Source organism: Nostoc sp. 'Peltigera membranacea cyanobiont' 210A, assembly GCF_002246015.1.
Lineage (GTDB): Bacteria > Cyanobacteriota > Cyanobacteriia > Cyanobacteriales > Nostocaceae > Nostoc.
Genome location: NZ_NOLJ01000007.1, coordinates 496,719 through 520,014 on the forward strand (window position 1 = coordinate 496,719; position 23,296 = coordinate 520,014).

The following is a 23,296-nucleotide window of genomic DNA, read 5'->3' on the forward strand; positions in this document are numbered from 1 at the left end:
CCCCCAACCCCTCCCCGCCGGCGGGGAGGGGAGCTAAAGCGCAGCTTTTGCGGGGTGGGGTTCCGGGTATTATGCTTAATTGCCCGGACATCATATAAAGTGGCTGTGTAATGAAATCAGCAGCCCAACACGTATGCTAAATGCTATCAATGCCAACCAAACCGCTTTTCTGGAGCGATCGCACCCAAAATACAGATGGGGTCAAGTCAAGGGAGTATAAATTTAAACTCACTTGACAGTGCAGCTTTAAAAGTGTCACTTACTAGACTCGCCTTTTGATTGAACCAGTGATACTATCTAATTGTGTGAGGAGCAAGTTAAAAATAAAAAACGCCTGGGGTGGAAACACGGCAACACTCCCAAGCGTTTTTTAATTGGTACACAGAAAAAAGTCTTTGCAGATTCGCCCAAACCGGATTGCTATGCATCGGATGTAGCAATAGCCCAATCTAAAATCTAAAATTCCTTAAGTTGCACCAAATTCAGTTTGTAAGGCTTCATCGTTATTATCAGCGATCGTTGCCACAACGGTAATTAATCGAGATACTTCGCCAGGAGATAACTCTGCTAAGGTGCGTGTTGATATTACAACCACCCGGTTTTCAATAATGCCGAAACGCGCCTCAAAAGTGCTAGAGCAGTTTAACTCCAAAAGATACCGCATCAACTTAGGTTCATCTTTGGCAGGTAAATTTAGCACCGCAGACCAAACTGTTATGGTGTCTTCATCGCTTGTGCCGTTGAGTTGGACAAATACTTGCACACTTCCATACTTAAATTTCCAGAGATAACCACCCTCTGGAGTGTGGCTAACCATCGCACTATCATCTTGTTCCAAAGAATCGATGACATTTTCAATTACCTCAACATGGTTAATGCTTGTCGTCTCGGAGATTAAATCATTAACGGATTCATTACTAGTTAGGGTTTCTGGGTAGCTTGTCATACAGATTTTTTCTCAACATACTCGTTCTACACATACTTTATAACTTGTGGACGCAGTTGTAGGGGCAATTCATGAATTACCCCTACTAACCCGGATTTCTCACGCATAGTGTAGGCAGAGGGGAAAAAGGAGTGTGGGGAGTGTGGGGAGTGTGGGGAGTGTGGGGGGTAAGACTTCTTCCCCATCCTCCCACACCTCCCACACCCCTTGGATTTCTCACAAGTGAGAAATCCAGGACTAATTGCTCCCGCCACCATTTGGTATGGTAGCGGGAGGAACAAAGAATTATTCTGGAAAAATCAATGACGATCGCACTTAACCTACATCATCATGGGCAAAGCGGTTAAAGAGGAAGTCTAGGGCATAGTTACGCAGTTGGTAGTATTGGGGATCTTCCATAATGCGGCTGCGATCGCGGGGACGAGAAAAGGGAATTTCCATGACTTCGCCAATTTTCGCGTGTGGGCCGTTGGTCATCATCACCAATTTATCTGCTAAAAATAGTGCCTCGTCGATGTCGTGGGTAATCATCAGCACTGTACAACGGTTATCGCCCCAAATTTTGAGCAATTCTTCCTGTAATTCTTCTTTGGTGATGGCATCTAGCGCCCCAAAAGGTTCATCTAAAATTAAAACTTTCGGACGAATCGCCAAAGCACGGGCGATAGAAACCCGTTGTCTCATCCCGCCGGACATTTGCATTGGTTTTTTTTCCATCGCGTCCGCCAGTCCCACCATTGCGAGATGATCGCGGACGATCGCTCTTTTTTCAGCTTGTGGTTTGTTAGGATAAACGGCGTTGACAGCTAAGTAAATATTTTCAAAAGCAGTCCGCCAAGGTAGCAAGGCATAGTTTTGGAAGACAACCATCCTGTCTGGGCCTGGTTGGGTAATGGGTTCTCCTTCGAGTAACACTTGCCCGGAGGTGGGAAAGTTAAAACCGGATACCATATTTAACAGTGTCGATTTGCCACAGCCAGAGTGGCCGATGAGGCAAATAAACTCGCCTTGTTCGACGTTGAGGTTAACGCCGTCGAGTACAGTGAAGGGGCCTTTCTTTGTGGGATAGACTTTGGTAACGTCTTTAATTTCTAGGAAAGGTCTGCGGCTGGTGGTTGCAGTGGCGAATGATTTTTCTAGTGTGTTTGTAGCTGTTGAGTTGCGGTTTTGCATGGTATCCGGTTTTAACTTTCCCACCTCCGGGCAAGNGGGGACTGGGGACTGGGGACTGGGGACTACTCGCTGCAACCTAGAGGTTTCTTAATGGAGTTCAAAGACTCGTTAACGGAGTTCAGAGGTTCATTAATGGAGTTCAAAGGCTCATTAATGGAGTTCAAAGACTCATTAATGGAGTTCAAAGACTCATTAATGGAGTTCAGAGGCTCATTAATGGAGTTCAGAGGCTCATTAATGGAGTTCAGAGGCTCATTAATGGAGTTCAAGAGATTTTTAACAACTAAAATTATTTAATCTTGTGGGGTGGGCATCTTGCCCGCCTTTAATTACGGGCTTTCGTGTCGCCCACCCCACAAGAAGTAAAATGTCTTACTCCTTCCACTCCCTCTTTCTCTCACGATTCTTTTATGACGCAAGTCTCCTTCTCGGTGCATCAAGAACAACTTCCGCGACTGAAAAATCACGTTTAATTTTCAAGCTGTTGAGATAAGCGATCGGATCGTCGGCGTTAAAGGGAGTACCATCGAACAGTTGGATCGGTTGGCGAATATAGCTAATATCCAAACCTAATTCTCGTGCGGCGGTGCTGAAAACTCGCACTCGACACACCCGTTCCACAACTTCTACCCAATTTCTGGGGAAGGGAGTGTCACCCCAACGCGCCAATTGACTCATAATCCAAATTTGTTCGGTGCGACTGGGGCGGTTAATGGCAGACTCAGAATAAAACTGGTGATGGGCATAGTCCTGCAACGGATGGTCTAAGTCACAGGTGAGATTATCTGGATCTTCGAGTTGAATGTATTCTAAATCAGTGCTAACGTACTCTCGCCCTGCTAAAATTTGCCGAATTTCTTGGGTATTTTCGGGATTTGCACAATACTGGCAAGCTTCTAACAAAGCTTTAGTTAAGGCAATATGCGTATTTGGATAATTTTCTGCCCAATCTTCCCGCACACCAAGAACTTTACCAGGGTGTCCCAGCCAAACTTCTAAATCGGTAGCAATAGTAAAACCGACATTTTCCACAGCAGCGCGGTAGTTCCAAGGTTCGCCGACGCAGTACCCATCAATGCTTCCGGCTTTTAAGTCGGCTACCATCTGCGCTGGGGGAATGGTCTTCATATCCACATCGCTATCGGGGTCAATTCCTCCAGCTGCTAGCCAGTAACGCAGCAGCAAGTTGTGCATAGAAGCGGGATGCACTACCCCCATTGTGTGCCTTTGTTCGTGGGTAAGAATCAGGTGATTTCTAAAGTCTGATAAGGTTTGCACGCCTTGGTTGTAAAAGCGTTTTGCCAAGGTGATGGCGTTACCGTTGCGAGTCATGGTGAGGGCGGTGACAACGGGCAGAGGTTGGTTATTATGTCCTCCCAAAGTTAACCACATGGGCATCCCTGAAGGCATTTGAGCTGCATCCAAATAACCACCACTTATGCCATCTTCTATACCCCGCCAGCTACTTTCCCGCACCAGGTTAACTTCATCTAAACCATGCTTGACAAAAAAGCCTTTTTCTTTGGCAACTGCTAAGGGGGCGCAAGCTGTCAGAGGTAAAAAGCCAATTTCTAGGTTAACTTTTTCCAACCCATGACGGGCAATGTCAGCAGTTTTCCGCGCCCGAATTTTCTTGATCCGTTTCTGCTGATTGAGGAAGTAAATCATCTCACTTCGCAAGCTATAGTAGCTGGGATGTTCTACTACTTCCATCCGCTTGCGGGGTCTGGGAATATCCACTTCTAAAATGTCGCCGATTTTAGATTCGGGGCCGTTGGTCAGCATCACGATTCTGTCAGATAACAGCACGGCTTCATCTACATCATGTGTCACCATCACCGCAGTGACTTGATTTTCTTCACAGATTTGCATTAGTTGTTCTTGCAAATTGCCGCGTGTGAGTGCATCTAATGCACCAAATGGTTCATCTAGCAGCAGTAATTTGGGACGAATCGCTAAAGCGCGGGCGATCGCAACTCGCTGCTTTTGTCCACCTGATAACATTCCCGGTTGTTTGTCAGCATGGGGACGCAAACCCACCATATTTATATGTTTTTCGATAATGGCATTGCGTTCGGCTGCGGGTAAACCTTTCATTACCGAATCCACAGCTAAGGCAATATTTTCTCTTACCGTCCGCCAAGGTAATAGTGAATAATTTTGGAAAACCACCATCCTGTCTGGGCCGGGTTTGGTGATTTTTTGTCCTTCGAGAGTGACAATACCCTCAGTTGGCAAATCCAAACCTGCAATCATATTTAATAGAGTGGATTTACCGCAACCGGAGTGACCAATCAAAGAAACGAATTCTCCTTTTTTAATTTGGAGATCGATTCCTTTAAGGGCAATATATTTGCCACCACCAGTTAATTCAAAAACTTTTTCAATTTGATCGACAGCTACAAACATAGGGGTCAAAAGTGAGGAGTTAGGAGTTGAGAGTGAGGAGTTGAGAGTGAGGAGTTAGGAGTTGAGAGTGAGGAGTTGGAAGTTGAGAGTGAAAAGTTGGAAGTTGAGAGTTGGAAGTTGAGAGTTGGGAGTTAAAATTTTTAAATTCATAACTCCTAACTCCTAACTCCTAACTCCTAACTATTTTTGCTCTGCTGGTAAAATCTTGTTTTGCAGCCAGCCCATCGCTTTATCTAGCACCAACCCAACAATGCCGATATAAACTAGAGCTAAAATTACTTCGCTGACGTTGTTATTTTGATAGGCATCCCAAATAAAGAAGCCGATTCCGACAATACCAGACATGACGATTTCGGCGGCGATAATTGCTAACCAAGCTAAACCGATCGCAATTCTCAACCCGGTAAAAATGTAGGGTAATGCCGCTGGAATCAAAATATTAGTGAAATACTCTTTGCGGCTAAGTTGCAGAACTTTGGCGACGTTGTTGTAATCTTGGGGAATTTGGGTAACGCCGACAGCAGTGTTAATTAAGATGGGCCAAATGGCGGTGATGAAAATTACGAATAAGGCTGCGGGTTCGTTTTGTCGTAAGGCTGCTAAAGAAATCGGTACCCAAGCTAGAGGTGGTACTGTCCGCAGTAATTGAAAGATGGGGTCTAATGCTTTGGACATGGTTTTATTCACCCCAATCAAAATGCCCAAGGCAATACCAACGATCGCAGCTAGGGTATAACTGATAGCAACCCGTTGTAGACTAGCAAGAATCTGCCAAAATAAACCTTTATCAAGCCCACCCCGGTCATAAAATGGCCAGAAAATGAGAATCCAAGTATCTTGAACAACTTGTATCGGCCCTGGTAATGTAGCGCCCGGAGTCCAAGCGAAAAGTTGCCAGAGAACGAGGAAGATTGTGATGGCAATCGTTGGTGGTATCAGGTCAGGAAATTGCTTTTTCAGGCTGGCTATAAAGCCATTATTAAATCTAGGGCTTGCAGGGCGTTTTTGAGCTATTGTCATGATGTTGTATTCTCCGCAAATTTTATTTGTTATTTGTCCTAGACGCGATGAATCTTTAGACGCGATCAATCGCGTCTCTACAAGAGATTAATCGCGTATCTAAACACTGACCTTCTTGATTTTGAGACTCTTCAAATATTCTTCTGGCTTTTCAGGGTCGAATTTGATGCCATCAAAAAACTCTTCTACACCACGGGATGTATTTGTGGGAATGTCAGCTACGGCGATGCCAGCTTCTTTTGCAGCTTCTTTCCAAATATCTTCGCGGTTGACTTTGTTGATAAGTTCTTTAGCCTTGGCAGCATTATTATCTAGGTAATCTTTTGGCAAGAATCCCCAACGAACGTTTTCAGTGATGAACCATAAATCATGACTCTTGTATGGATAAGAAACACTACCTTTTTCATCTTTCCAGTAGTAAGCAGCCATTGATTTATCATCAATTTTGCGACCATCACCCATGTCATACTTACCTTGGTATGGATCGGCTAATATTTCCGGTGAAGAAAGATTGAAATAATTTCGTCCAGCGAGAATTTCAGCCGCTTCTTTGCGGTTGTCAAAATTATCTAACCACTGTTGGGCTTCCATAATTCCTTTTAAAATTGCTTTGGTAGCCTTGGGATTTTTATCAACCCAATCGCCTCTCATGGCAAGGTATTCTTCAGGATGATTTTTCCAAATTTCTGCGGTTAATGCTGCTACGTAGCCGATTTTGTCTTGCACCAGACGATAAGGCCAGGGGTCGCCTGTACTAAAGGCATCCATTGTTCCTGTTTTCATATTGGCCACAGTTTGCGCCGCTGGTACTGTGAGCAATTTGACATCTGCATCTGGGTCTAAGCCACCTGCTGCTAACCAGTAGCGAATCCATAAATCTTGGTTGACGTGGGGAAAGGTGAATGCAGCTGTGAAGGGTGTTGAGGATTTTAATTCCTTAAATAAAGACTTAGCGCTGGCGAGTTGTAAACTAATACCTTTGCCTTGGTGCTTGCTGGCGATCGCAATTCCATTTCCATGCGTAATTAATTGACATAATACATACATGGGAATTTTTTGATTGCCTTTGGTAATTAAACCTTCTGTGATTAAATGTGGCATTGGCATCTGCCATTGACCGCCATCTATCCCACCACCCGCCGAACCAATTTCTACGTTGTCTCTAGCTGCACCCCAAGAAGCTTGTTTGGAAAGGTCAACATTGCTCATCCCATACTTTGCAAAAAAGCCTTTTTCTTTAGCAATAATTAAAGGAGCCGCTTCTACAATGGGAATGTATCCCAGCTTAACTGTAGTAGTTTCTGGTGTTTGTTCAGGGCTAATATTAGCAACCGTTTGAGCAGTTGGTTGTACTTGGTTGCTTCCACCAGTAAGGTTTTCAGGAGGATTACCCAAACAGCCTTTGAGGAATATAGTACCCGCAGATGCTCCGGCTGTGAAGATAAATTTGCGGCGAGAAATTTGATTAAAAAATTCTGTCATAAATATCTCCTGAAAACGTGAATGTTATTTTTTATAGCTATGACAATTTAGGCAAAAAACCTTGTGTTTCTTGCATTATTAATGATTAATCAAGCTATATTTGGCCAAGCGATCACAGCCATTTCATAAATGAAATAGCTACCTATATAAGAACTCGGTTAAATTATTGACTCTGCTTTTCTAGTGTGATGCAGAGGTATCATTCACCTTGTTGAAATCAGTTTACAGCCTTTGAAGCCGAAATTGTTAACTTGGAGTCGGGATTATTAAACAAATATTAGATTGGATATATAAGGAAAAATTTATCTATTATCCTTAACTACATGAATAACTTTGAATATATAAGTTTTTATTTATGAAGACTATTAGGTTTATATTATGCTTTGCTATTTTCGTTTCTTTCCTAACTTAATTTTAATATTAAATTGCCATGTATAAGTTTTTATCTATCCTAACTATAGCAATCCTATTTGAGGTGTGAAATTAGTCGTGAAGGCAGGTAATAAGTATTTAAACTCAATAATAAAATGCTCGCTACTCCTGTTTTTAGAGCAACACAACGACTGAAACCTTTATGGTTGATACATTCTTACAAACACTGGTTCCCCTGCTTTTCAAAAATTAGCTTACCAGTGAGAGGATTTGATTAATTGGAAAAATCAAGGATATCTCTTTTTTGCTCAAGTGCATAAATTAGAAAAACCCTACGTAATAAACAACGTGGAAGGGTTTAAACCTGAAACATAAAAACTCAAGTAATGAAAAAACCATGTTAGACTTCGACAAAACAACTTCTAATCTGTCTCGTCTTAGTTTAGAAAATTTGTTCACTGAATTAACTTCCGAACAATCGAGTGCTATTGAGGGAGGAGGTTTTCTTCTTATTGATGGTTTTCAAGTCATCAATGCTGGTGCAGACAGTACCAGCGGAGACGATCCCTATATTACAGTCAATGGTCAAACGCTTGCAGGAAGGTTTGATGATGTAGGTACAGGACAGTATATTGCAGTTAACCGAGGGCTAGGGTTCGAGGGTTCCGCAAACGTCAACCTTTTTGATTATGACGACTTTTTGAACGGTGATGACGACTATTTAGGTGGTTTTACCGTTACAGGAGCAACAAACGGTCAGAACGTAACGCAAGTATCTGGAGGAGGGTCTACCTATGATGTGTACTACAGAGTCTTCTGATATACACTGCCCTGTCTTCGCCTGAAATGACGCTAAAAATCAAGCTTCAACCATCTCAGTAAGCGCAAAAGCCAAAATAACTAGATGCTTAGAAGGAATATCTAATTAACTGAACACTAGATCCAGTCCGAGTGAAAAACCCTGACTGGATCTTCTCTATACCTCGTTATATCATGTCCGCATAATTAGTTATGTTAACCACAGTCATTGCACCCCACCCCTTAATCCCCTCCCCGCAAGCGGGGAGGGGAGACAAAGCGTAGCTTTGGCGGGGGTGGGGTTCTTCGGGTTTAATAAGCAATTAAACGGACATGATATTACTTGCTAGAACTCTTATTAGACTTGTCCGAAATATTAACTTAGGAAAAGAAAAATGGTAAAACGTTAAGTTGAGTATCTACCATTTTTCAAAATTGTTGTGAGTAGTTTATGTAGTGTATTCGGCGTTAATCTTCACGTAGTCATAACTCAAATCACAACCCCAAGCTTTACCCACACCATAACCATTGCCAACATTAACGGAGATTAACACCGTATCCTGTTGCAGATAAGCACCCACCGATGCTTTTTTCAAATAAGCACTTGCTGCTGCACGGTCAAATTGTAGAGGTTGTCCATTTTCTAACATTAAGAAATCCCCTAGCTTAATTTGCAGGTTTTCTTGCTCAAATGGTACACCTGCACGTCCGGCGGCGGCGGCGATGCGTCCCCAATTTGGATCGCGTCCAAAGATTGCAGATTTAACTAAGGATGAACCTGCGATGGTTCTGGCTATTTGTCGAGCTGAGAGTTCATCATGAGCGCCAGTTACTTCTACTTCAATTAGACAGGTTGCACCTTCACCATCACGAGCGATCGCTTTGGCTAAATGCTGGCAAACTGCTGTTAACATCGCCTCTAATTTCTCTGCCTCTGCGCCCCATTCTATAATTGCTGGGGTGCGAGATTGACCGTTTGCCAAGGCAATTAAGCTGTCGTTGGTGCTGGTGTCACCATCCACAGTAATGGAATTAAAGCTTCTATCAGCTGCCCTTGCTAACATCTGTTGCCAAAGGTGAGGCGAAACCACAGCATCACAAGTCACAAATGCCAGCATGGTTGCCATATTGGGGTGAATCATGCCGGAACCTTTGGCAATGCCGCCAATTCGTACCGGGCGTTGGCGCAGCCCGCCGGAGGCATCGCTTATAGTTGTCTCTAAAGCAATAGATTTTGTTACCAAGTCTGTAGTGATAATCGCCCCAGCGGCGGCATCCGAGCCTGTTTCTGATAGTGCTGCTACTACTTTGGGAATCCCGCTTCGCAAAGCATCCATCTTAATTCTTTGACCAATTACACCAGTGGAAGCCAATAACACAGATTCAGACGAGATGTTCAGGGCTTGGGCTATTGCCATAGCAGACTCTAAGGTATCAAGGTAGCCTTGAGTTCCTGTAGCGGCGTTTGCTTGTCCAGCGTTGCAGAGGATGGCACGAGCGCTATGTTTGGCTTGCAAGCGTTGGCGACAATATTCTACGCAGGCAGCTTTCACTTGGCTGGTGGTGAACACACCCGCTGCGATCGCTTCCACTTCTGAGAATATCAAAGCTAAATCTGGCAACCCCGAAGGTTTCAATCCTGCGGTAATTCCCGCCGCCTGATACCCCCTTGGTGCTGTGATACCACCTGTTATTTCTTGCCAATCTGCCATTATTCTTCCTTACAACTATCAGGTTGGATAGGTCAATTTGTACTTTACAAAAGTGCTGAGTTAGGAGTTACCAGTTAAGAGTTATTAGTTTCCCTCTACTCCCCACTCCCTTTTATTGTGAGTTTATTTGCTGATGGCAATAATAATGCACCAGTTGGCGATTGGCATAATTGTTTTTACCTTTCTTATGACGAAAAACCAAAACAAAAAAGGAGAGCCACTTGGCTCACTCTCTAGATCGTCAGGATACATCTACTTACTGATCTCTCTAATTTACTTTTTAAGGGTTAATACTTATTTATTGAGATTATTTCTAAAAATTTTTGAGGTTTATCCGTAAATACCACGAAAATAAAATAAAAAAGAGAGCTACTTAGGCAGCTCTCCAGATCATCAGGGTGCATCTACTTACCACAGCATATCATTTTACGTATGAGGGTTGTCACCAGCTTTTATATGAAGATTGTGTGAAGCAAGACCGGGAAAATACTTAGTTGGGGAATTGGGCATGGATGAAGAGACAAGGGAGACAAGGAAGAGGGGGGAGACAAGGGAGAGACTTGTTCAATAATTCCCCCTTGTCCCCCTTGTCCCCCTTGTCCCCTTGTCTCCCCTACTTCCTCACCCAGCAAAGTTAACTTGACAGATTGCTAGGCGTTCAGTTTTTTCTCGACCAATTCGTTAGTCAGCTTAGGATCGGCACGTTTATCTGTCTTTTTGAGAACTTGTCCAACAAAGAAGCCTTTGAGATTGGTGTTACCGTTGCGATACTTTTCTAGTTCTTTGGAGTTGGCGGCTATGACTTCATCAATAATGGGTTCCAGTACACTAGGATCGGTGATTAACTCTTGTCCGGCAAAGGCTTTCTCAGGAGAAATACCACTAAGCAAATCTGGCAACTTTTGTTTAGCTTGAGCATTGCTAATTTTGCCCGTTTCAATGCGAGTGATAATATCTGCTAAATTGGTTGGAGTCAGTCCGATTTGAATAATAGTGAGTTTTTGCTTATTCAGGTGGGCTGCAATATCTTGAGTAATCCAGTTGGCAGCAGCTTTGGCATTTGCTCCAGATGCGATCGCAGTTTCAAAATATTCGGCGATTGAACGATCTTCTGTTAAAACTCGCGCATCGTAAGGGGAAAGCCCCAACTCACTTTCGTAATGATGGCGTTTTTGGGCTGGTAGTTCTGGTAATTCACTACGCCATTGCTCTAATTGTTCATTTGACACCTCAATTGGTGCTAAATCTGGTTCGGGGAAGTAGCGGTAATCGCTAGAACCTTCCTTCACCCGCATACTACTTGTGCATTGAGCGCCTTCTTGCCACAGCCGAGTTTCTTGGATGATGCTCGCGCCTGCTTCGATGGCGGCAATTTGGCGTTCAATTTCGTAGTCAATCGCCCGTTGGATGGCGCTGAAGGAGTTCATGTTTTTAATTTCTACCTTGGTGCCAAACTCCTTTCGTCCCACTGGACGCACAGAAATGTTGACATCGCAGCGCAGAGATCCTTGTTCCATGTTGCCGTCACTCACGCCGAGATACCGGACAATCCGGCGCAATTCTTCGGCGTATTCAGCAGCTTCTACTCCAGAACGCAGATCGGGTTCTGAAACAATTTCTACTAATGGGATACCTGCGCGATTGTAGTCTACCAGAGAATAGGAAGAACCAGAAAGGCGATCGCTACCTGCGTGTACCAATTTTCCCGCATCTTCTTCCATGTGCAGACGCGTAATACCAATGCGTTTGCGAATCGGATTACCCTCAGCATCTACCAACTCAATTTCTAACCAACCATGTTCTGCGATCGGTAGATCGTATTGAGAAATTTGGTAATTTTTCGGTAAATCTGGATAAAAATACTGTTTACGGTCAAATTTGCTATATTTAGCGATTTGACAATTTAGTGCCAAACCAGCTTTGACAGCGTATTCTAATACTTTTTCATTGAGTACAGGTAAGACCCCAGGTAAACCCATACAAACCGGGTCAATGTTAGTATTGGGGTCAGCACCGAATGCCGTAGAGCTATTAGAGAAAATCTTGGTGTTGGTACTCAGCTGACAATGGGTTTCTAAACCAATAATCGCTTCATACTCAGTTTTTACGGTCGTAGCAGTGGTCATAATATCAATAATTTGGGCATAATCCTTGTAGTGGTACTATTGTAGCGGCGTATTGGGTTGCCCTGAAGACGGTTATTTGGGTGAGCAATGCTTACCTTTTGAGCTTGAAAAGGGAGATGCACATCTAAGGTGAAGAAAATCTTAATCATTGGTTCTGGAGGTGCTGGTAAATCTACCCTGGCCCGCGAACTGGGAAACATCTTAGGTTTAGAAGTGATTCACTTGGATGCTTGGTACTGGAATCCTGGTTGGATTGAGACTCCAAAAACTGAATGGCAGAGCATAATCCAAGACCTAACCCTATGAGAATCTTGGATTATGGATGGTAATTATAGCGGTACTCTCGACGTTCGTTTGCCAGTTGCAGACACGGTAATTTTTTTGGATTTTCCCCGGCTTTTATGTTTATCACGAGTGATTAAACGTCGCTTCATTTATGCAGGAAAATCCAGACCTGATATGGCATCAGATTGCCCTGAAAGATTGAATTGGGAATTTATCAAATATATCTGGTCATACCCAATTATTCGTCGTCCTGGGATTTTAGAAAAACTTAGTCAACTAACACCAAATCAGCAAGTTATTATTCTCAACAAATCAAGAGAAGTTAGAGAGTTTTTGCAAAATATTTCCCACAACTCGGATTTAATTAATTGATTTTTATTAAAAATAATTAAATAAATAGGGAAAGTAGATATTGTTACTTATGTGCTAATCAACTATCAGATAACAAGGTTAACTTATACCAATTAAATTAATCATTGCAACACATCCTTGGCTAAAGACGCGATGAATCGCGTCTCTACAAATGGTCTATTTGTCGTATTCTTTTTTTCAATTGGTATTACTATAATAAACATTGAATTAGCAAATTATGTCAGGGAGCAATTCAGATTATGATTGATGTCAAAACAGCAGTAAATGCTGCATATCAATACATACAATCCATACAAGACATCATGGGTTCTTCATTGGTAGATTTGAGACTTGAAGAAGTAGAACTTTCTGAGGATAAAAGCTTCTGGTTGATTACTTTAGGGTTTGATATTCCTAAAAAACCTCCTAAAAGCCGATTGGAAGATTTAATTCCTCCCTCTCTTGCTTCTACCCCTGTGTTGTATGAACGAGAATATAAACTTTTTAAAGTGAATTCTCAAACTGGCGAAGTAGAAGCAATGAAAATTAGACAAGTATGAAAAATTTGATTGCTTCCCTTGTTCGCCGTTATTCCCAAAAAGGGATTTTAATTGATACAAATATCCTGCTTCTCTTGTTAGTTGGGAGCGTCAATCAAGAACGAATAACTAAATTTAATCGAACCCAGCAATTTATACCAGAAGATTATGAGCTTCTGCTAGAATTTATTGCACACTTTCAAAAGCTTGTAACAACTCCGAATATTCTGACAGAAGTTAATAGCCTTGCAAATCAACTTGGTGAACCTGAACGTTCTCAATGCTTTACAATATTTGCTCAATTCGTTAAAAATGTTGCTCTTTTGGATGAATACTACGTAAATAGTTTAGATGCTGTTAATACTGAAAAATTTGTCAAGTTCGGACTTACTGACAGTGGAATCCTGACTTTATCTAAAGAGAAGTATCTTGTACTAACTGATGACTTCAAGCTAGCAAGTTATCTTCAAAGTGTAGAAGTTGACGTGATCAACTTTAACAATATTCGTATCTTTAACTGGAAGTAAAAATATGAAATTATTTTGGAAGCGTTAATTTCTATAATTTCTATATACAAATTAAAAAATGCCTGGGAGTGTTGCCGTGTTTCCACCCCAGACATCTTTTATTCTTAACTTGCTCCTCACACACAAATAGATATTATCACTACTTCTATTAAATGGCAAGTATATTGAGTGACATTTTAAAATCCCACAAGCAATCTAATTGCTGACAAATTAAAAAGCGCCTGGGAGTGTTGCCGTGTTTCCACCCCAAACGCTTTTTATTTTTAACTTGCTCCTCACACACGACTCTACGATATCACCGCTTCTATCAAAGGGCAAGTAAATTATGTGACACTTTCAAAACTGCACACCTTATGGTCAATGATTTAGTGTAAAAAGTGACGTACACCAGTTAAGACCATCAGCAAACCCAGTTCGTTAGCAGCTTTGATTGAATCTTTATCGCGCAGACTTCCGCCTGGTTGAACAATGGCTGTAATTCCTGCTGCTGCGGCTGTTTTGACTGAATCATCAAAGGGGAAAAATCCATCGCTGGCGAGAGTTGCACCTTTGGCTTTTTCTCCAGCTTGTTCTAGGGCAATTTCAACTGAGCCAACGCGGTTCATTTGACCAGCGCCTACTCCTAGTGTAGTGCGATCGCTAGTTACAACAATGGCATTAGATTTAACGTGTTTGCAAACTTTCCAAGCAAACAACAATTCGGCTAATTCGTCGGGTGTGGGTTGACGTTCAGTTACAACTTGCCATTGACTGGCGTCAGTAATCACATCATCGCTAGCTTGGACAAGAAAACCACCTGCGATCGCTTTCACTGTATCCTTAGGGCCACTGCTCAAATCAGCTAGAGTCAAAACCCGCACGTTAGATTTCTTGGCAAGGATTTCTTGAGCTTCGGCATCACAACTGGGTGCAACCACACATTCTAAAAATGTTTTGGTTAACTCGCTGGCTGTAGCCGCATCAATCGGACGGTTGAGTGCGACAATACCACCAAAGGCAGAAGTGGAATCAGCGTTAAAAGCTTTTTGGTACGCTTCAGAAATACTGCTTCCCAATGCCGTACCACAGGGATTTGTATGTTTGATAATCGTTGCGGCGGGAGTGTCAGTGAATTCAGCAATGATTCGGCGTGCCGCTTCTAAATCAACTAAGTTATTGTAACTAAGTTCTTTACCTTGCAGTTTCGTCGCGGCTGCCCATCCCGTTGGAGTAGTACCAGTTTGATACCAGGTAGCGGGTTGATGTGGATTTTCACCGTAACGCAGAGATTGCAATTGTGTACCGCTAAGGGTGTACTGCTGTGCTTCTGCCAGGTAAGATGCGATCGCGCGATCGTAACTAGCAGTGTGCGAAAATCCTTTTAATGCCGCCTTTTGCCGAAACTCTAGGGATGCTATGCCGTTATTTTGGCGCAATTCCTGCAAATACTCGTCATACTGTGCCGGATCGCATAATACAGCGAGATGGGCGAAATTTTTCGATGATGCCCGCAGCATAGCAGGGCCACCGATATCAATTTGTTCTACAGCCTCTAATAATGTTACCCCTGGTTTAGCGATCGTTTCCTCAAAAGGATATAGATTCACCACCACTAAATCAATCGGGCGAATTTGGTTATTTTCTAAATCTGTAATATCTTGGGGAACATCTCGCCTGGCCAAAATCCCGCCATGAATTCGGGGATGTAGCGTTTTGACTCGACCACCTAAAATTTCTGGAGAACCTGTATAATCTGCAACTTTGGTGACAGGGAGTCCTGCATCTTTGAGGGCTTGGGCTGTTCCCCCACTGCTGATTAAATCAAAGTCGAATTCTTCAACCAAGCTACGGGCTAGGTCAATTATACCAGTTTTGTTAGATACACTCAGCAGGGCTAGACGCGCCATCGATCAATTCCTCAGATGTTAGGTTGTGAAGCAAGGGATCTCAAGTTTTGCATAAGCCTTGGTTTACTTCAATACTGCTAAGACCGACAAATAAATTAACTTTTGATCTCGCTACACCCATAGAATTACTCACTAAAGCTATTCTTCCCAGCAGTAATCAGGCAAATACCGACCAGCCAAACCCTAAAGGGATGCCGCTGTTTGAATTTGATGACAAACAAAATAAACGCTTGAGAATAAATACTTCAGCCGTTCTGCGTCGGTTTTTTACACAGCCTGACTTCCAAGAAGCTTTCAACCCAGCTAGAGACGGTGGGTTTATTCAAAACTTGTCAATGCCAGCATTCGGGAATAGGTCGCGCATTGGTGGCTGTTTGAGTGATGGCAATGCAACAAAGTTACCCGGTGCAATAGACAAATTAATTGCTGCTATCGACCAAGCATTAGATACTGCATTACCTTCCGATACCTCATTATTGACATTGCTGTTAGATGATGCTGATAAGCAACTCAAACAACTTGCTACACGTGAAGGTACTAAGTTTCAGAATCTAACTAACACTGCTAACCTCGTACCGATAAAATTTCAAGCAGGAGATACCAAGCCTAGCAAGTCTGACAAAGTTGTTGCCAAAGTTATTTCTGCACGTGAACGAGTAGAAGGAACTGATTATTTTGAGCAGATGTGTAGTGCAGCTACCAAGCATTTGGAAAATCAGTTTGATTGCGATGAAGACGATATTCATTCAGCGATCGCAACATTGGAAGCCGAGAAAGACAGAGAATATAGCCAAATCCAGCGTTTTTTGAACTTTTTAGACGATGAAGCCTTGTCTAGAGTCCGATTGACTATTACCTTTCGGATTATGGAAGCGATCGCAGACAATGCCCGCTCAAAATATCAACTAGAATACAAACTTTTAGCAGAATATGTCAATCGAGTACTCATTTTGGTTACGTCCTCTAAAGAACATGGCTATACCGTTGATTTAACTGCTCATTTCGGTAGTGCTGTGGAGTTTGACTTGTCAGATGAACTCAGCAAAGTAATATTTTATTCCTGTCTGCCTGTTTGGCCTGAGTGGAAAACCCAAATCTTCGAGCAAAAGACTAAAAATCAAGTTGACCGTGAGGTAAGCTATCGTTTTCGAGTCAATGGACAAAATCCAGAATTAGGCAAACCCGCTTTTGAAGCGCGACTGGATCAAATTGCAGAAGCCTTACTAAGTAACGATCAATCTTCCCTACAAAAACCTTGGTCGATCTGTCGTCGTTTAGCTGAACTTATCTTTTTAGACATTGTTGTTCCCAAAGATGCTGAAGAATCGCTAACTTCAGAATCACTAATTAATAAAGTAGTTCAACTCATCGAAACTCTGAAATCGGGCAAACAGGCAGCTATTAGCCAAACTTTACAGGAATTACGGGAACGCGCCAAAGTAATGAATTCCATTGCAACGGCACTAATGAACGTAGTCCGTGACAAGAGTCAAAAAGTAATTTCTCAAGTTCAGCATCGTTCCTCCCAACAGTTTATCTGTGTGAAAAGAGGTATCTATCTTCCAGTGGACGCGACTAATAGGAGCAGAAGAAGGCGTAAGAGATTTACTTGTGGGGCCACAACAAAGTTCCCGCGAACAGGTGGAATGGTTTAAACATATTGAAATTTGCGATCAACCAGACACATTCGGATTACTGTTCTCGGTTAAAGTTACAGCCGAGCTTTCGGAATATGACTTAACAACTCAAGGCCCAGCAAGTAAATTGCAGGCAAAACGTTCATTACCAGAGCGACTTCTGCAAATTTGTTGGGTTCCTCGTTCTTTTCGCAGGGATCAAAATCGTCAATGGACTTATGAACATTCTACAAATGCTTCTAAGGCAGCAGGATGGGTATTATCAGCCGCAATTATAGTGGAATACGATGTTGATACCGTAAAGCGGCAACCAGATAAAAAAGGTTCTGAAGAAAGTAAGCAGTATCATGCAGCCGTAGTTGCTGCGTTTTCTGTACTAGTTTACTGCTGTTTGTGGCGTATCATCAAACGATTGCAACAAGGTGATAACGGCAAATCGGTTGATTTCACAACTTTAATGCTCAGGCTGCAAGAATTGGGCAAACAAAGCGATGACAGTAGCGGTGATGCTTATATTTATGCAGCAGCCCAAACTTTAGAAGCAATACTAGCTGAAGATACTCCTATCAGAATGCAAGGGCTGACTCTGGAAAATATTGCTCAACAAGACCAAAAGGCAAAATTTACTAAATCTGGGACTTTTAATGCTCTGTTAAGTGCATTTCCACTCTTCATCAGCACCCCAAGCGCTCATTCAGCACCCAAGATTGGTTTAATTTCCTATGCCAGTCGTCCTTGTGATGAAGAAACTTTTCTGGATCAAGGTGAAAAAGGATATCTTTTTCTCACCCAAAGTTATGTTGCGACAGCAGTTAATCAACCATTTTTAGGTTATGAACTCAAAAGAGAACGGATGCAGTCTGATGTGCTGGATTCTTCAAAAGGTTTGAAAAAGCAACGCTTACTCCAAGAAGAAATTAGTTACCTAGAAAGCCAAGGCTATCAGCACATTATATTATTGGCTCATGCCTATGGCGATCGCCGAATTAATCGAGCCGCAGATTACAATTCTTCTTTGATACCTAAAGAATTTTTAGAACAAGTTTTTGAAACTTTTCCCGATCTCAATATTTACTCAATGGTGCGGGATGTATTTCCTGCCACTCGTTTGCATAAGCGCGGTTTCAATGAAGCAGCATTTGAAATTTTGCAAGCTGGAGATCATACAGATTTCCAACGCTCCGTTACCGGCGAATATTTTCGTGATTTGATTCCGGTTTATACTTTTGCCACCCTTTTTGCTGTTCAAGAAACACAGCGCCCACAATCTGGTTTTTGCATTTATTTCCTAGTATCAGATGGGCAAGTCCGCGATATCAACTGGACTGAACGCGCCCGTCAGCATTTGATAAATCCAGAACATAATTCTCCTATTCATCCCTGTTTAATAGCTGTACTCCGGGGATTGCATTTTCTCGAAGCTGAAAAAGGTCAACTTATCCCAGTCCTTGACCCCTTCAGTTGGATCTCACCTACCACAGTTGAAGGGGCTGGGGAGGTGAAAGTTTTACATCATCGTCGCAAAGGACAGGTATTACTCAATTATCCTGCCTTACTCACCCACGTTTCTCAAGTTCTGCACCGGAGGAAGTGATGGATTTATCTTTTTTAGAACAGGCTTCCATTTGGGGGCAGGTATTTGAAATTGCTGTCAAACGTGGTGTTCTGCAACACTTAATTCAGCAAAAGTTGGTCTTGGACGATCATCCGGTTCTGCAACCTTGGCAATCCGTGAAGAATGCAGATGTCTACCACCAGCTGGTAAAAGCATTCAAACTGACAGATCCGAATACAAAAGAATGGGTAGAGACGATGCTACGTCATCTGCTGGTACTCGGCTATGGTTTAGGTTGGACAACAATGCGAGAGTGTCTCAAACACAGTGGAATTCGTAAAGCAAAGCTGGAAGCAATTTGGTGTCCGTTGACATTGCCAACACAGGAAATGCAACGCGATGAGGAAAAAGAAGAGACAGCAAAAGCATTTCAAGCAGCTTTCAATTTACCAGGAAAACCAGTGATGGTACAAAACAGACAATTCGACAAGCAGTTCGAGAGCAATTAGAAGACCAGTTGCTAATGAATGCCTACTTGGAAATCGAACGCGGGTTACAACAGGGAGCGGAGCAGCTAATTTTCTTTGCTCAGGACAAAGCTTTCTTACGTCACTTGCAAGAGAAATTGACCAGTGGTAAAGATGCTCTGGTAAACAAGGGACAGGTAGCAGTTTTGGATCAAAGCGTCCCAGCTAATAAGCGATTGGAATTAGTAAAAGAACCACGACGCGATCAAATCCGAGTTTTCTTGATGACTTCTTCAGGAGCAAGAGGTGTTTCTTTCCCAAAAACAGATTGGATTATTGCAGCAATTCCCCGATTTAATATTGAAGCCGCTTTAATGGAAGTCGCGCAATTAATTTACCGGGGTCGAGGAATGTATACAGATCCAGAAACCGGAATGCAAGTTTCTGGAGATTACAAAGATAGACGGTTAGTCATTCTAATCAATGATTTCATCATTGAAGGAGAAGATATTGACCGCGAACGATTATGGTTGCGTCAGTCAAGCGATTTATTGACTTTGCTGGTAATGCTGCGCTCTACAATTCACACTCGTATAAAAGCAGGGTTAGCGTATCTCAAACCCCATTGACAGTTGGATTATAGGGGAGTGTTGAATTTGGGAGAGCCGCCGCCAAAACAGAAACCATATACTGATCATTCATCGCGGCTCGCCGTGACTTTTGGCGAATACTGCGGCGGAAAGATGATTCTCGCTCTAAGGCGAATGGCACTAAGAAAAGCTGAAACNTAAGCTGTTCCACATTTAAATTGCATAAATGGTAAAATAGATATATCCGTGTCTATAGCGTTATCATGCCTGCTAAAGGGTTTCTAGCTCAATCTCAAAAAGACAATTTACAAAAAGCTTTAAAAGATAGCGATCGCTCTCAATTTATACAGAGAATATTGATGTTACTTCTGATGAATGATGGAAAAACTTATCAGGAGATAAGTGAATTTTTAGGCTGTTCATGTAGAAGTGTAGCATATTGGTGTGTTCATGGTGATCCAGACAATTTAGAAAGTCTAAAAGATGGCAGGAGAAAAGGAAATTACCAGAAAGCAACAAATGAATATATTGAATTATTAATGGAAGTTATTGACAAAGAACCAAGTGAATTAGGCTATGAATTTGGACGATGGACAACAGCAAGATTAGCTACATATTTAGACAAAAGAACTGATATTAAGTTAAGCGGAGAACAAGTCAGGAGAATATTAAAGCAAAAAAAGTATGCTTACCTTTGGGCAAAATACAGTCTAGAGGATAAGCAAGATCCGATAAAAAGAGAGGTCTTTAAAGAAAAACTGCTTGGATATCTAGAAGCTTCAAAGTCTTGCCCTGAAAGGTTACAAGTCTGGTTTTGGGATGAGAGTGGTTTTAGTCTCAGGGTAATTAGACGTAAAAATTGGAGCAAAAAAGGTTCGAGTAAAAAAGTAACAGGTCAGAGGAGTCGCGGGCGTGTAAATATAATGGGAGGAGTAAGATATCACGACAGCAAGAGAATGTGTTATTTCATTGAGAAAGGGAATGGTGAAATTTTTTATGCGCAGTTAAAAAAATTAAATGAATTTGTGAAAAAAGAATGGGTTTTAGCAGGAAATCTAGAATCTAATTTTTCCGAGAATGGCCCAGTAATTTTAATTATTCTGGATAACGCTAGTTACCATAAAAAGAAAGTAATTATAGAGGCAATTGAGAAAGAGTTGCCAAACATTCAACTATATTTTCTGCCGGCATATAGCCCAGATATGAATTTAGTAGAATTGGTATGGCATTCAGCTAAAGAATATGTAGCCCACAGGTTATTTAAATCAGTCGATGAACTAAAAAATTTACTTGATAAGCTGTTAAATCAAGGAGAATTAATTATTAAATGGGGAAGAAAAATTAAGAATAAGGGTAATATTACTATTGCAACTTAAATGTGGAATAGCTTATTAGTGACAATACCTTAGATGCTTCAGCGTTTAGTCTAGGTACCGTCAATCTTTCTGGGGGCGGTGGTAATGATACGATTAATGGTGGTGCTGGCAACGATTACCTTTTAGGGCAGGATGGTAATGATTACCTCATCAGTAATGCTGGTAATGACTATGTATATGGGGGTAATAATAATGATACTCTTGATGGTGGAATTGGCAATGATTTACTCTATGGAGAAAGCGGTAATGATCAGGTGATTGCTGGTGCTGGTAATGATGTCGTTTCCGGTGGTGTCGGTGATGATGTCTTAGATGGTGGCGACGGTATTGATGGGTTAAGCGAATCAGCTGATGTCAACTTTACCTTAACTAACACTCAACTTGCTGGATTAGGAAGCGATATTTTCAGCAATATCGAACGGGCAACGCTGAGTAGTGGTACTAGTAACAATATCTTGGATGCTTCAGCCTTTAGTCTAGGTAGCGTCAATCTCTACGGCGGTGCTGGTAATGACACTCTTATTGGTGGAAGTAACAATGATTACCTTTATGGAGAGGATGGAAATGATCGCCTCATCGGTAGTGCTGGCATTGATTACCTTAGCGGTGGTAATGGAGATGACTTACTTGATGGTGGTGCTGGCAATGACCACCTCTACGGACAAGGCGGTGCAGATATCTTTGTTCTCGCTTCAGGCAATGGTATAGATACCATCTATAACTTTGAAGACGGCATTGATAGACTAGGTTTATCTGATGGTTTGACTTTTGGAGCTTTGACAATCTCTTCTGCAAGTGGCAATAGTACTTCTATTATTGTTACCTCCACAAATGAGTTAATAGCCTTTATAAGCGACACCAATCCTAGCTTGATAGGCGAGAGTGACTTTATTTCCTATAACGGTTAACGCAACTTAGCAGTGCTGAGGTGGGGGGGTTAGAAGTCAGCTTTTATTTTACTTGTTCTTCCAAATCCCCATCTCCCTTGCTTTTTTGGTATCATATATAGTCTGCATTCTTAACCTTCAGATGTAGTAAAGGGCAAAGGGCAAAATGCAGAAAGTTGATCACAAAGCAATCTATTTCTGCGCTTTTTAAGAAAAGATCCATAGATTACGCCATGTGTAACTTTCTCTCAAACCCTACAAATTCTATCCCCAGATTTCCTTACCTAGCACCCCATCACCAGCAACCATATTCTGTGCCCCGCTAAGGAAGAAGCTCAAAATCGTGGATGCCGTCTGTAAGACGCTGGCTGATGTTGACTTCTAAACTTTGTAATGCCAACTTCAAGATTATTCGTTTTTTGCGTAAAGCACGAGACTTGAGGTGAATAGTATTATATAACTTAGCGTGGCAAAACTTACTAGAGAAGAGTGGAAATCCTGTAATCTTGACCTTGTAGCGAAATAATGGTGCAAAAACTTGGCAAGAAAAAGTCTAAAACCAGAGGCAACATCATTTGAAGTTCTCGATTGTGTTCAAAAAAAATGCCCTTCGTGCGGTCAAGGAATGTGGAATGAATACAATAATCCTCGACATATACAGCAATTTTCAGGTAAATAGACCACAGTGATTGAACCAACCGAAGGCATCATCTTCAGTAATGTAATTGAGAGCCTCAGCCATTGCTTGGTCGAGTGATTCGGTGGTGCGTGCCTCACAGCAACGGAGAAATTGCTTCAGTTTCGACCAACACAGTTCTATGGGAGATAAATCTGGAGAGTAGGGGGGCAAAAACTTGACTTTTGCACCGACGGACTCAATAGCAACCCTTACACGTTCGGCGTGATGAACTTTCAGGTTATCCATGACCACAATCGCCCCTTTCCACAACTGAGGTGCTAAGACTTGAGTGATATAAGTGAGAAATACCTCAGTATTTATACTTCCTGGCACAGTCATTGCTGCAATCAGTCCATCAAGGTTTAAAGCACCAACCAAAGAAACGTTTCTACCCTTGTTTCCAGGGATACTACCAACCGCTCTTTCGCCATTTACTGCTCTGGCGAACAACCCGCGCAGCGATTGATAAATTTAATCCA

General features: G+C 42.1%; 21 protein-coding genes. 11 read left to right on the top strand and 10 right to left on the bottom strand.

The genetic code is table 11. The features are described 5' to 3' along the window. Nucleotides 1–466: 466 nt before the first annotated feature. The 6 genes from CDG76_RS24190 to CDG76_RS24215 all read right to left on the bottom strand — a co-directional run bounded on the left by CDG76_RS24190 (nt 467) and on the right by CDG76_RS24215 (nt 7,030). Entirely contained in the window at nt 467–946 is a 480-nt protein-coding gene (locus CDG76_RS24190) for a YbjN domain-containing protein (protein ID WP_094351439.1), read from the bottom strand. An 85-nt stretch (nt 947–1,031) separates the two neighbouring features. Continuing rightward, nucleotides 1,032–1,166, bottom strand: coding sequence for a hypothetical protein (locus CDG76_RS39195; RefSeq protein ID WP_262984356.1), 135 nt, complete (start codon nt 1,164–1,166; stop codon nt 1,032–1,034). Nucleotides 1,167–1,261: 95 nt separating this feature from the next. After that, nucleotides 1,262–2,119 carry a nitrate ABC transporter ATP-binding protein gene (locus CDG76_RS24195; RefSeq protein ID WP_094351440.1) on the bottom strand — a complete coding sequence of 286 codons (858 nt, stop codon included), beginning with the start codon at nt 2,117–2,119 and terminating at the stop codon, nt 1,262–1,264. Between the two features lie 408 nt (nt 2,120–2,527). Then, nucleotides 2,528–4,528 (bottom strand): ABC transporter ATP-binding/substrate-binding protein, encoded by a 2,001-nt coding sequence (locus CDG76_RS24205; RefSeq protein ID WP_094351442.1) that lies wholly within the window; start codon nt 4,526–4,528, stop codon nt 2,528–2,530. 180 nt (nt 4,529–4,708) lie between these two features. Further along, nucleotides 4,709–5,548, bottom strand: a complete 840-nt coding sequence (gene ntrB, locus CDG76_RS24210; protein WP_094351443.1) for a nitrate ABC transporter permease — start codon at nt 5,546–5,548, stop codon at nt 4,709–4,711. 99 nt (nt 5,549–5,647) lie between these two features. After that, nucleotides 5,648–7,030, bottom strand: a complete 1,383-nt coding sequence (locus CDG76_RS24215) for a CmpA/NrtA family ABC transporter substrate-binding protein (RefSeq protein WP_094351444.1) — start codon at nt 7,028–7,030, stop codon at nt 5,648–5,650. Between the two features lie 769 nt (nt 7,031–7,799). Between CDG76_RS24215 and CDG76_RS24220 the strand changes: the two genes are divergently transcribed. Then, nucleotides 7,800–8,222, top strand: a complete 423-nt coding sequence (locus CDG76_RS24220; protein ID WP_094351445.1) for a hypothetical protein — start codon at nt 7,800–7,802, stop codon at nt 8,220–8,222. Between the two features lie 427 nt (nt 8,223–8,649). Here CDG76_RS24220 and argJ read toward each other — a convergent pair whose 3' ends face one another. Both argJ and gatB read right to left on the bottom strand, forming a co-directional pair. After that, nucleotides 8,650–9,912 (bottom strand): bifunctional ornithine acetyltransferase/N-acetylglutamate synthase, encoded by a 1,263-nt coding sequence (argJ, locus tag CDG76_RS24225; protein ID WP_094351446.1) that lies wholly within the window; start codon nt 9,910–9,912, stop codon nt 8,650–8,652. Nucleotides 9,913–10,562: 650 nt separating this feature from the next. Continuing rightward, nucleotides 10,563–12,038, bottom strand: a complete 1,476-nt coding sequence (gene gatB, locus CDG76_RS24230; protein WP_094351447.1) for an Asp-tRNA(Asn)/Glu-tRNA(Gln) amidotransferase subunit GatB — start codon at nt 12,036–12,038, stop codon at nt 10,563–10,565. Between the two features lie 129 nt (nt 12,039–12,167). Between gatB and CDG76_RS38565 the strand changes: the two genes are divergently transcribed. The 4 genes from CDG76_RS38565 (at nt 12,168) to CDG76_RS24245 (ending at nt 13,740) form a co-directional block, all read left to right on the top strand. Further along, nucleotides 12,168–12,344, top strand: coding sequence for a hypothetical protein (locus CDG76_RS38565; protein WP_223265351.1), 177 nt, complete (start codon nt 12,168–12,170; stop codon nt 12,342–12,344). 12 nt (nt 12,345–12,356) lie between these two features. Further along, a complete protein-coding gene (locus CDG76_RS38570; protein ID WP_223265352.1) occupies nt 12,357–12,695 on the top strand; it encodes a hypothetical protein in 339 nt (112 codons plus the stop codon). Nucleotides 12,696–12,934: 239 nt separating this feature from the next. After that, entirely contained in the window at nt 12,935–13,234 is a 300-nt protein-coding gene (locus CDG76_RS24240; protein WP_190240963.1) for a hypothetical protein, read from the top strand. After that, complete coding sequence (locus CDG76_RS24245; RefSeq protein WP_094351449.1) at nt 13,231–13,740, top strand: PIN domain-containing protein; 510 nt, start codon at nt 13,231–13,233, stop codon at nt 13,738–13,740. The genes CDG76_RS24240 and CDG76_RS24245 overlap by 4 nt, the downstream gene beginning before the upstream one ends. Before the next feature lie 365 nt (nt 13,741–14,105). Here CDG76_RS24245 and purH read toward each other — a convergent pair whose 3' ends face one another. Continuing rightward, nucleotides 14,106–15,626, bottom strand: coding sequence for a bifunctional phosphoribosylaminoimidazolecarboxamide formyltransferase/IMP cyclohydrolase (gene purH, locus CDG76_RS24250; RefSeq protein ID WP_094351450.1), 1,521 nt, complete (start codon nt 15,624–15,626; stop codon nt 14,106–14,108). A gap of 47 nt (nt 15,627–15,673) precedes the next feature. Here purH and CDG76_RS38575 point away from each other — a divergent pair, with 47 nt between their 5' ends. From CDG76_RS38575 to CDG76_RS24285, 6 genes are all read left to right on the top strand, one after another. After that, nucleotides 15,674–17,281, top strand: a complete 1,608-nt coding sequence (locus CDG76_RS38575) for a hypothetical protein (RefSeq protein ID WP_223265353.1) — start codon at nt 15,674–15,676, stop codon at nt 17,279–17,281. Continuing rightward, on the top strand, nt 17,238–18,857 hold the full coding sequence (locus CDG76_RS38580; RefSeq protein ID WP_223265354.1) for a hypothetical protein: 1,620 nt from the start codon (nt 17,238–17,240) through the stop codon (nt 18,855–18,857). Before CDG76_RS38575 ends, CDG76_RS38580 begins: the two co-directional genes overlap by 44 nt. Beyond that, complete coding sequence (locus CDG76_RS24260) at nt 18,857–19,327, top strand: hypothetical protein (RefSeq protein ID WP_094351451.1); 471 nt, start codon at nt 18,857–18,859, stop codon at nt 19,325–19,327. The genes CDG76_RS38580 and CDG76_RS24260 overlap by 1 nt, the downstream gene beginning before the upstream one ends. Nucleotides 19,328–19,341: 14 nt before the next feature. Continuing rightward, the gene (locus CDG76_RS24265; RefSeq protein WP_094351452.1) at nt 19,342–19,914 is read left to right on the top strand and encodes a helicase-related protein; all 573 of its coding nucleotides are present in this window, start codon (nt 19,342–19,344) and stop codon (nt 19,912–19,914) included. 224 nt (nt 19,915–20,138) lie between these two features. Next, nucleotides 20,139–21,251 carry an IS630 family transposase gene (locus CDG76_RS24275; protein WP_094347467.1) on the top strand — a complete coding sequence of 371 codons (1,113 nt, stop codon included), beginning with the start codon at nt 20,139–20,141 and terminating at the stop codon, nt 21,249–21,251. Between the two features lie 14 nt (nt 21,252–21,265). Next, a complete protein-coding gene (locus CDG76_RS24285; RefSeq protein ID WP_223265365.1) occupies nt 21,266–22,159 on the top strand; it encodes a calcium-binding protein in 894 nt (297 codons plus the stop codon). A 646-nt stretch (nt 22,160–22,805) separates the two neighbouring features. On the opposite strand, the gene CDG76_RS24290 is transcribed toward CDG76_RS24285, so the two are convergent. Beyond that, nucleotides 22,806–23,267, bottom strand: a complete 462-nt coding sequence (locus CDG76_RS24290) for a transposase (protein ID WP_190240964.1) — start codon at nt 23,265–23,267, stop codon at nt 22,806–22,808. Nucleotides 23,268–23,296 lie beyond the last annotated feature (29 nt).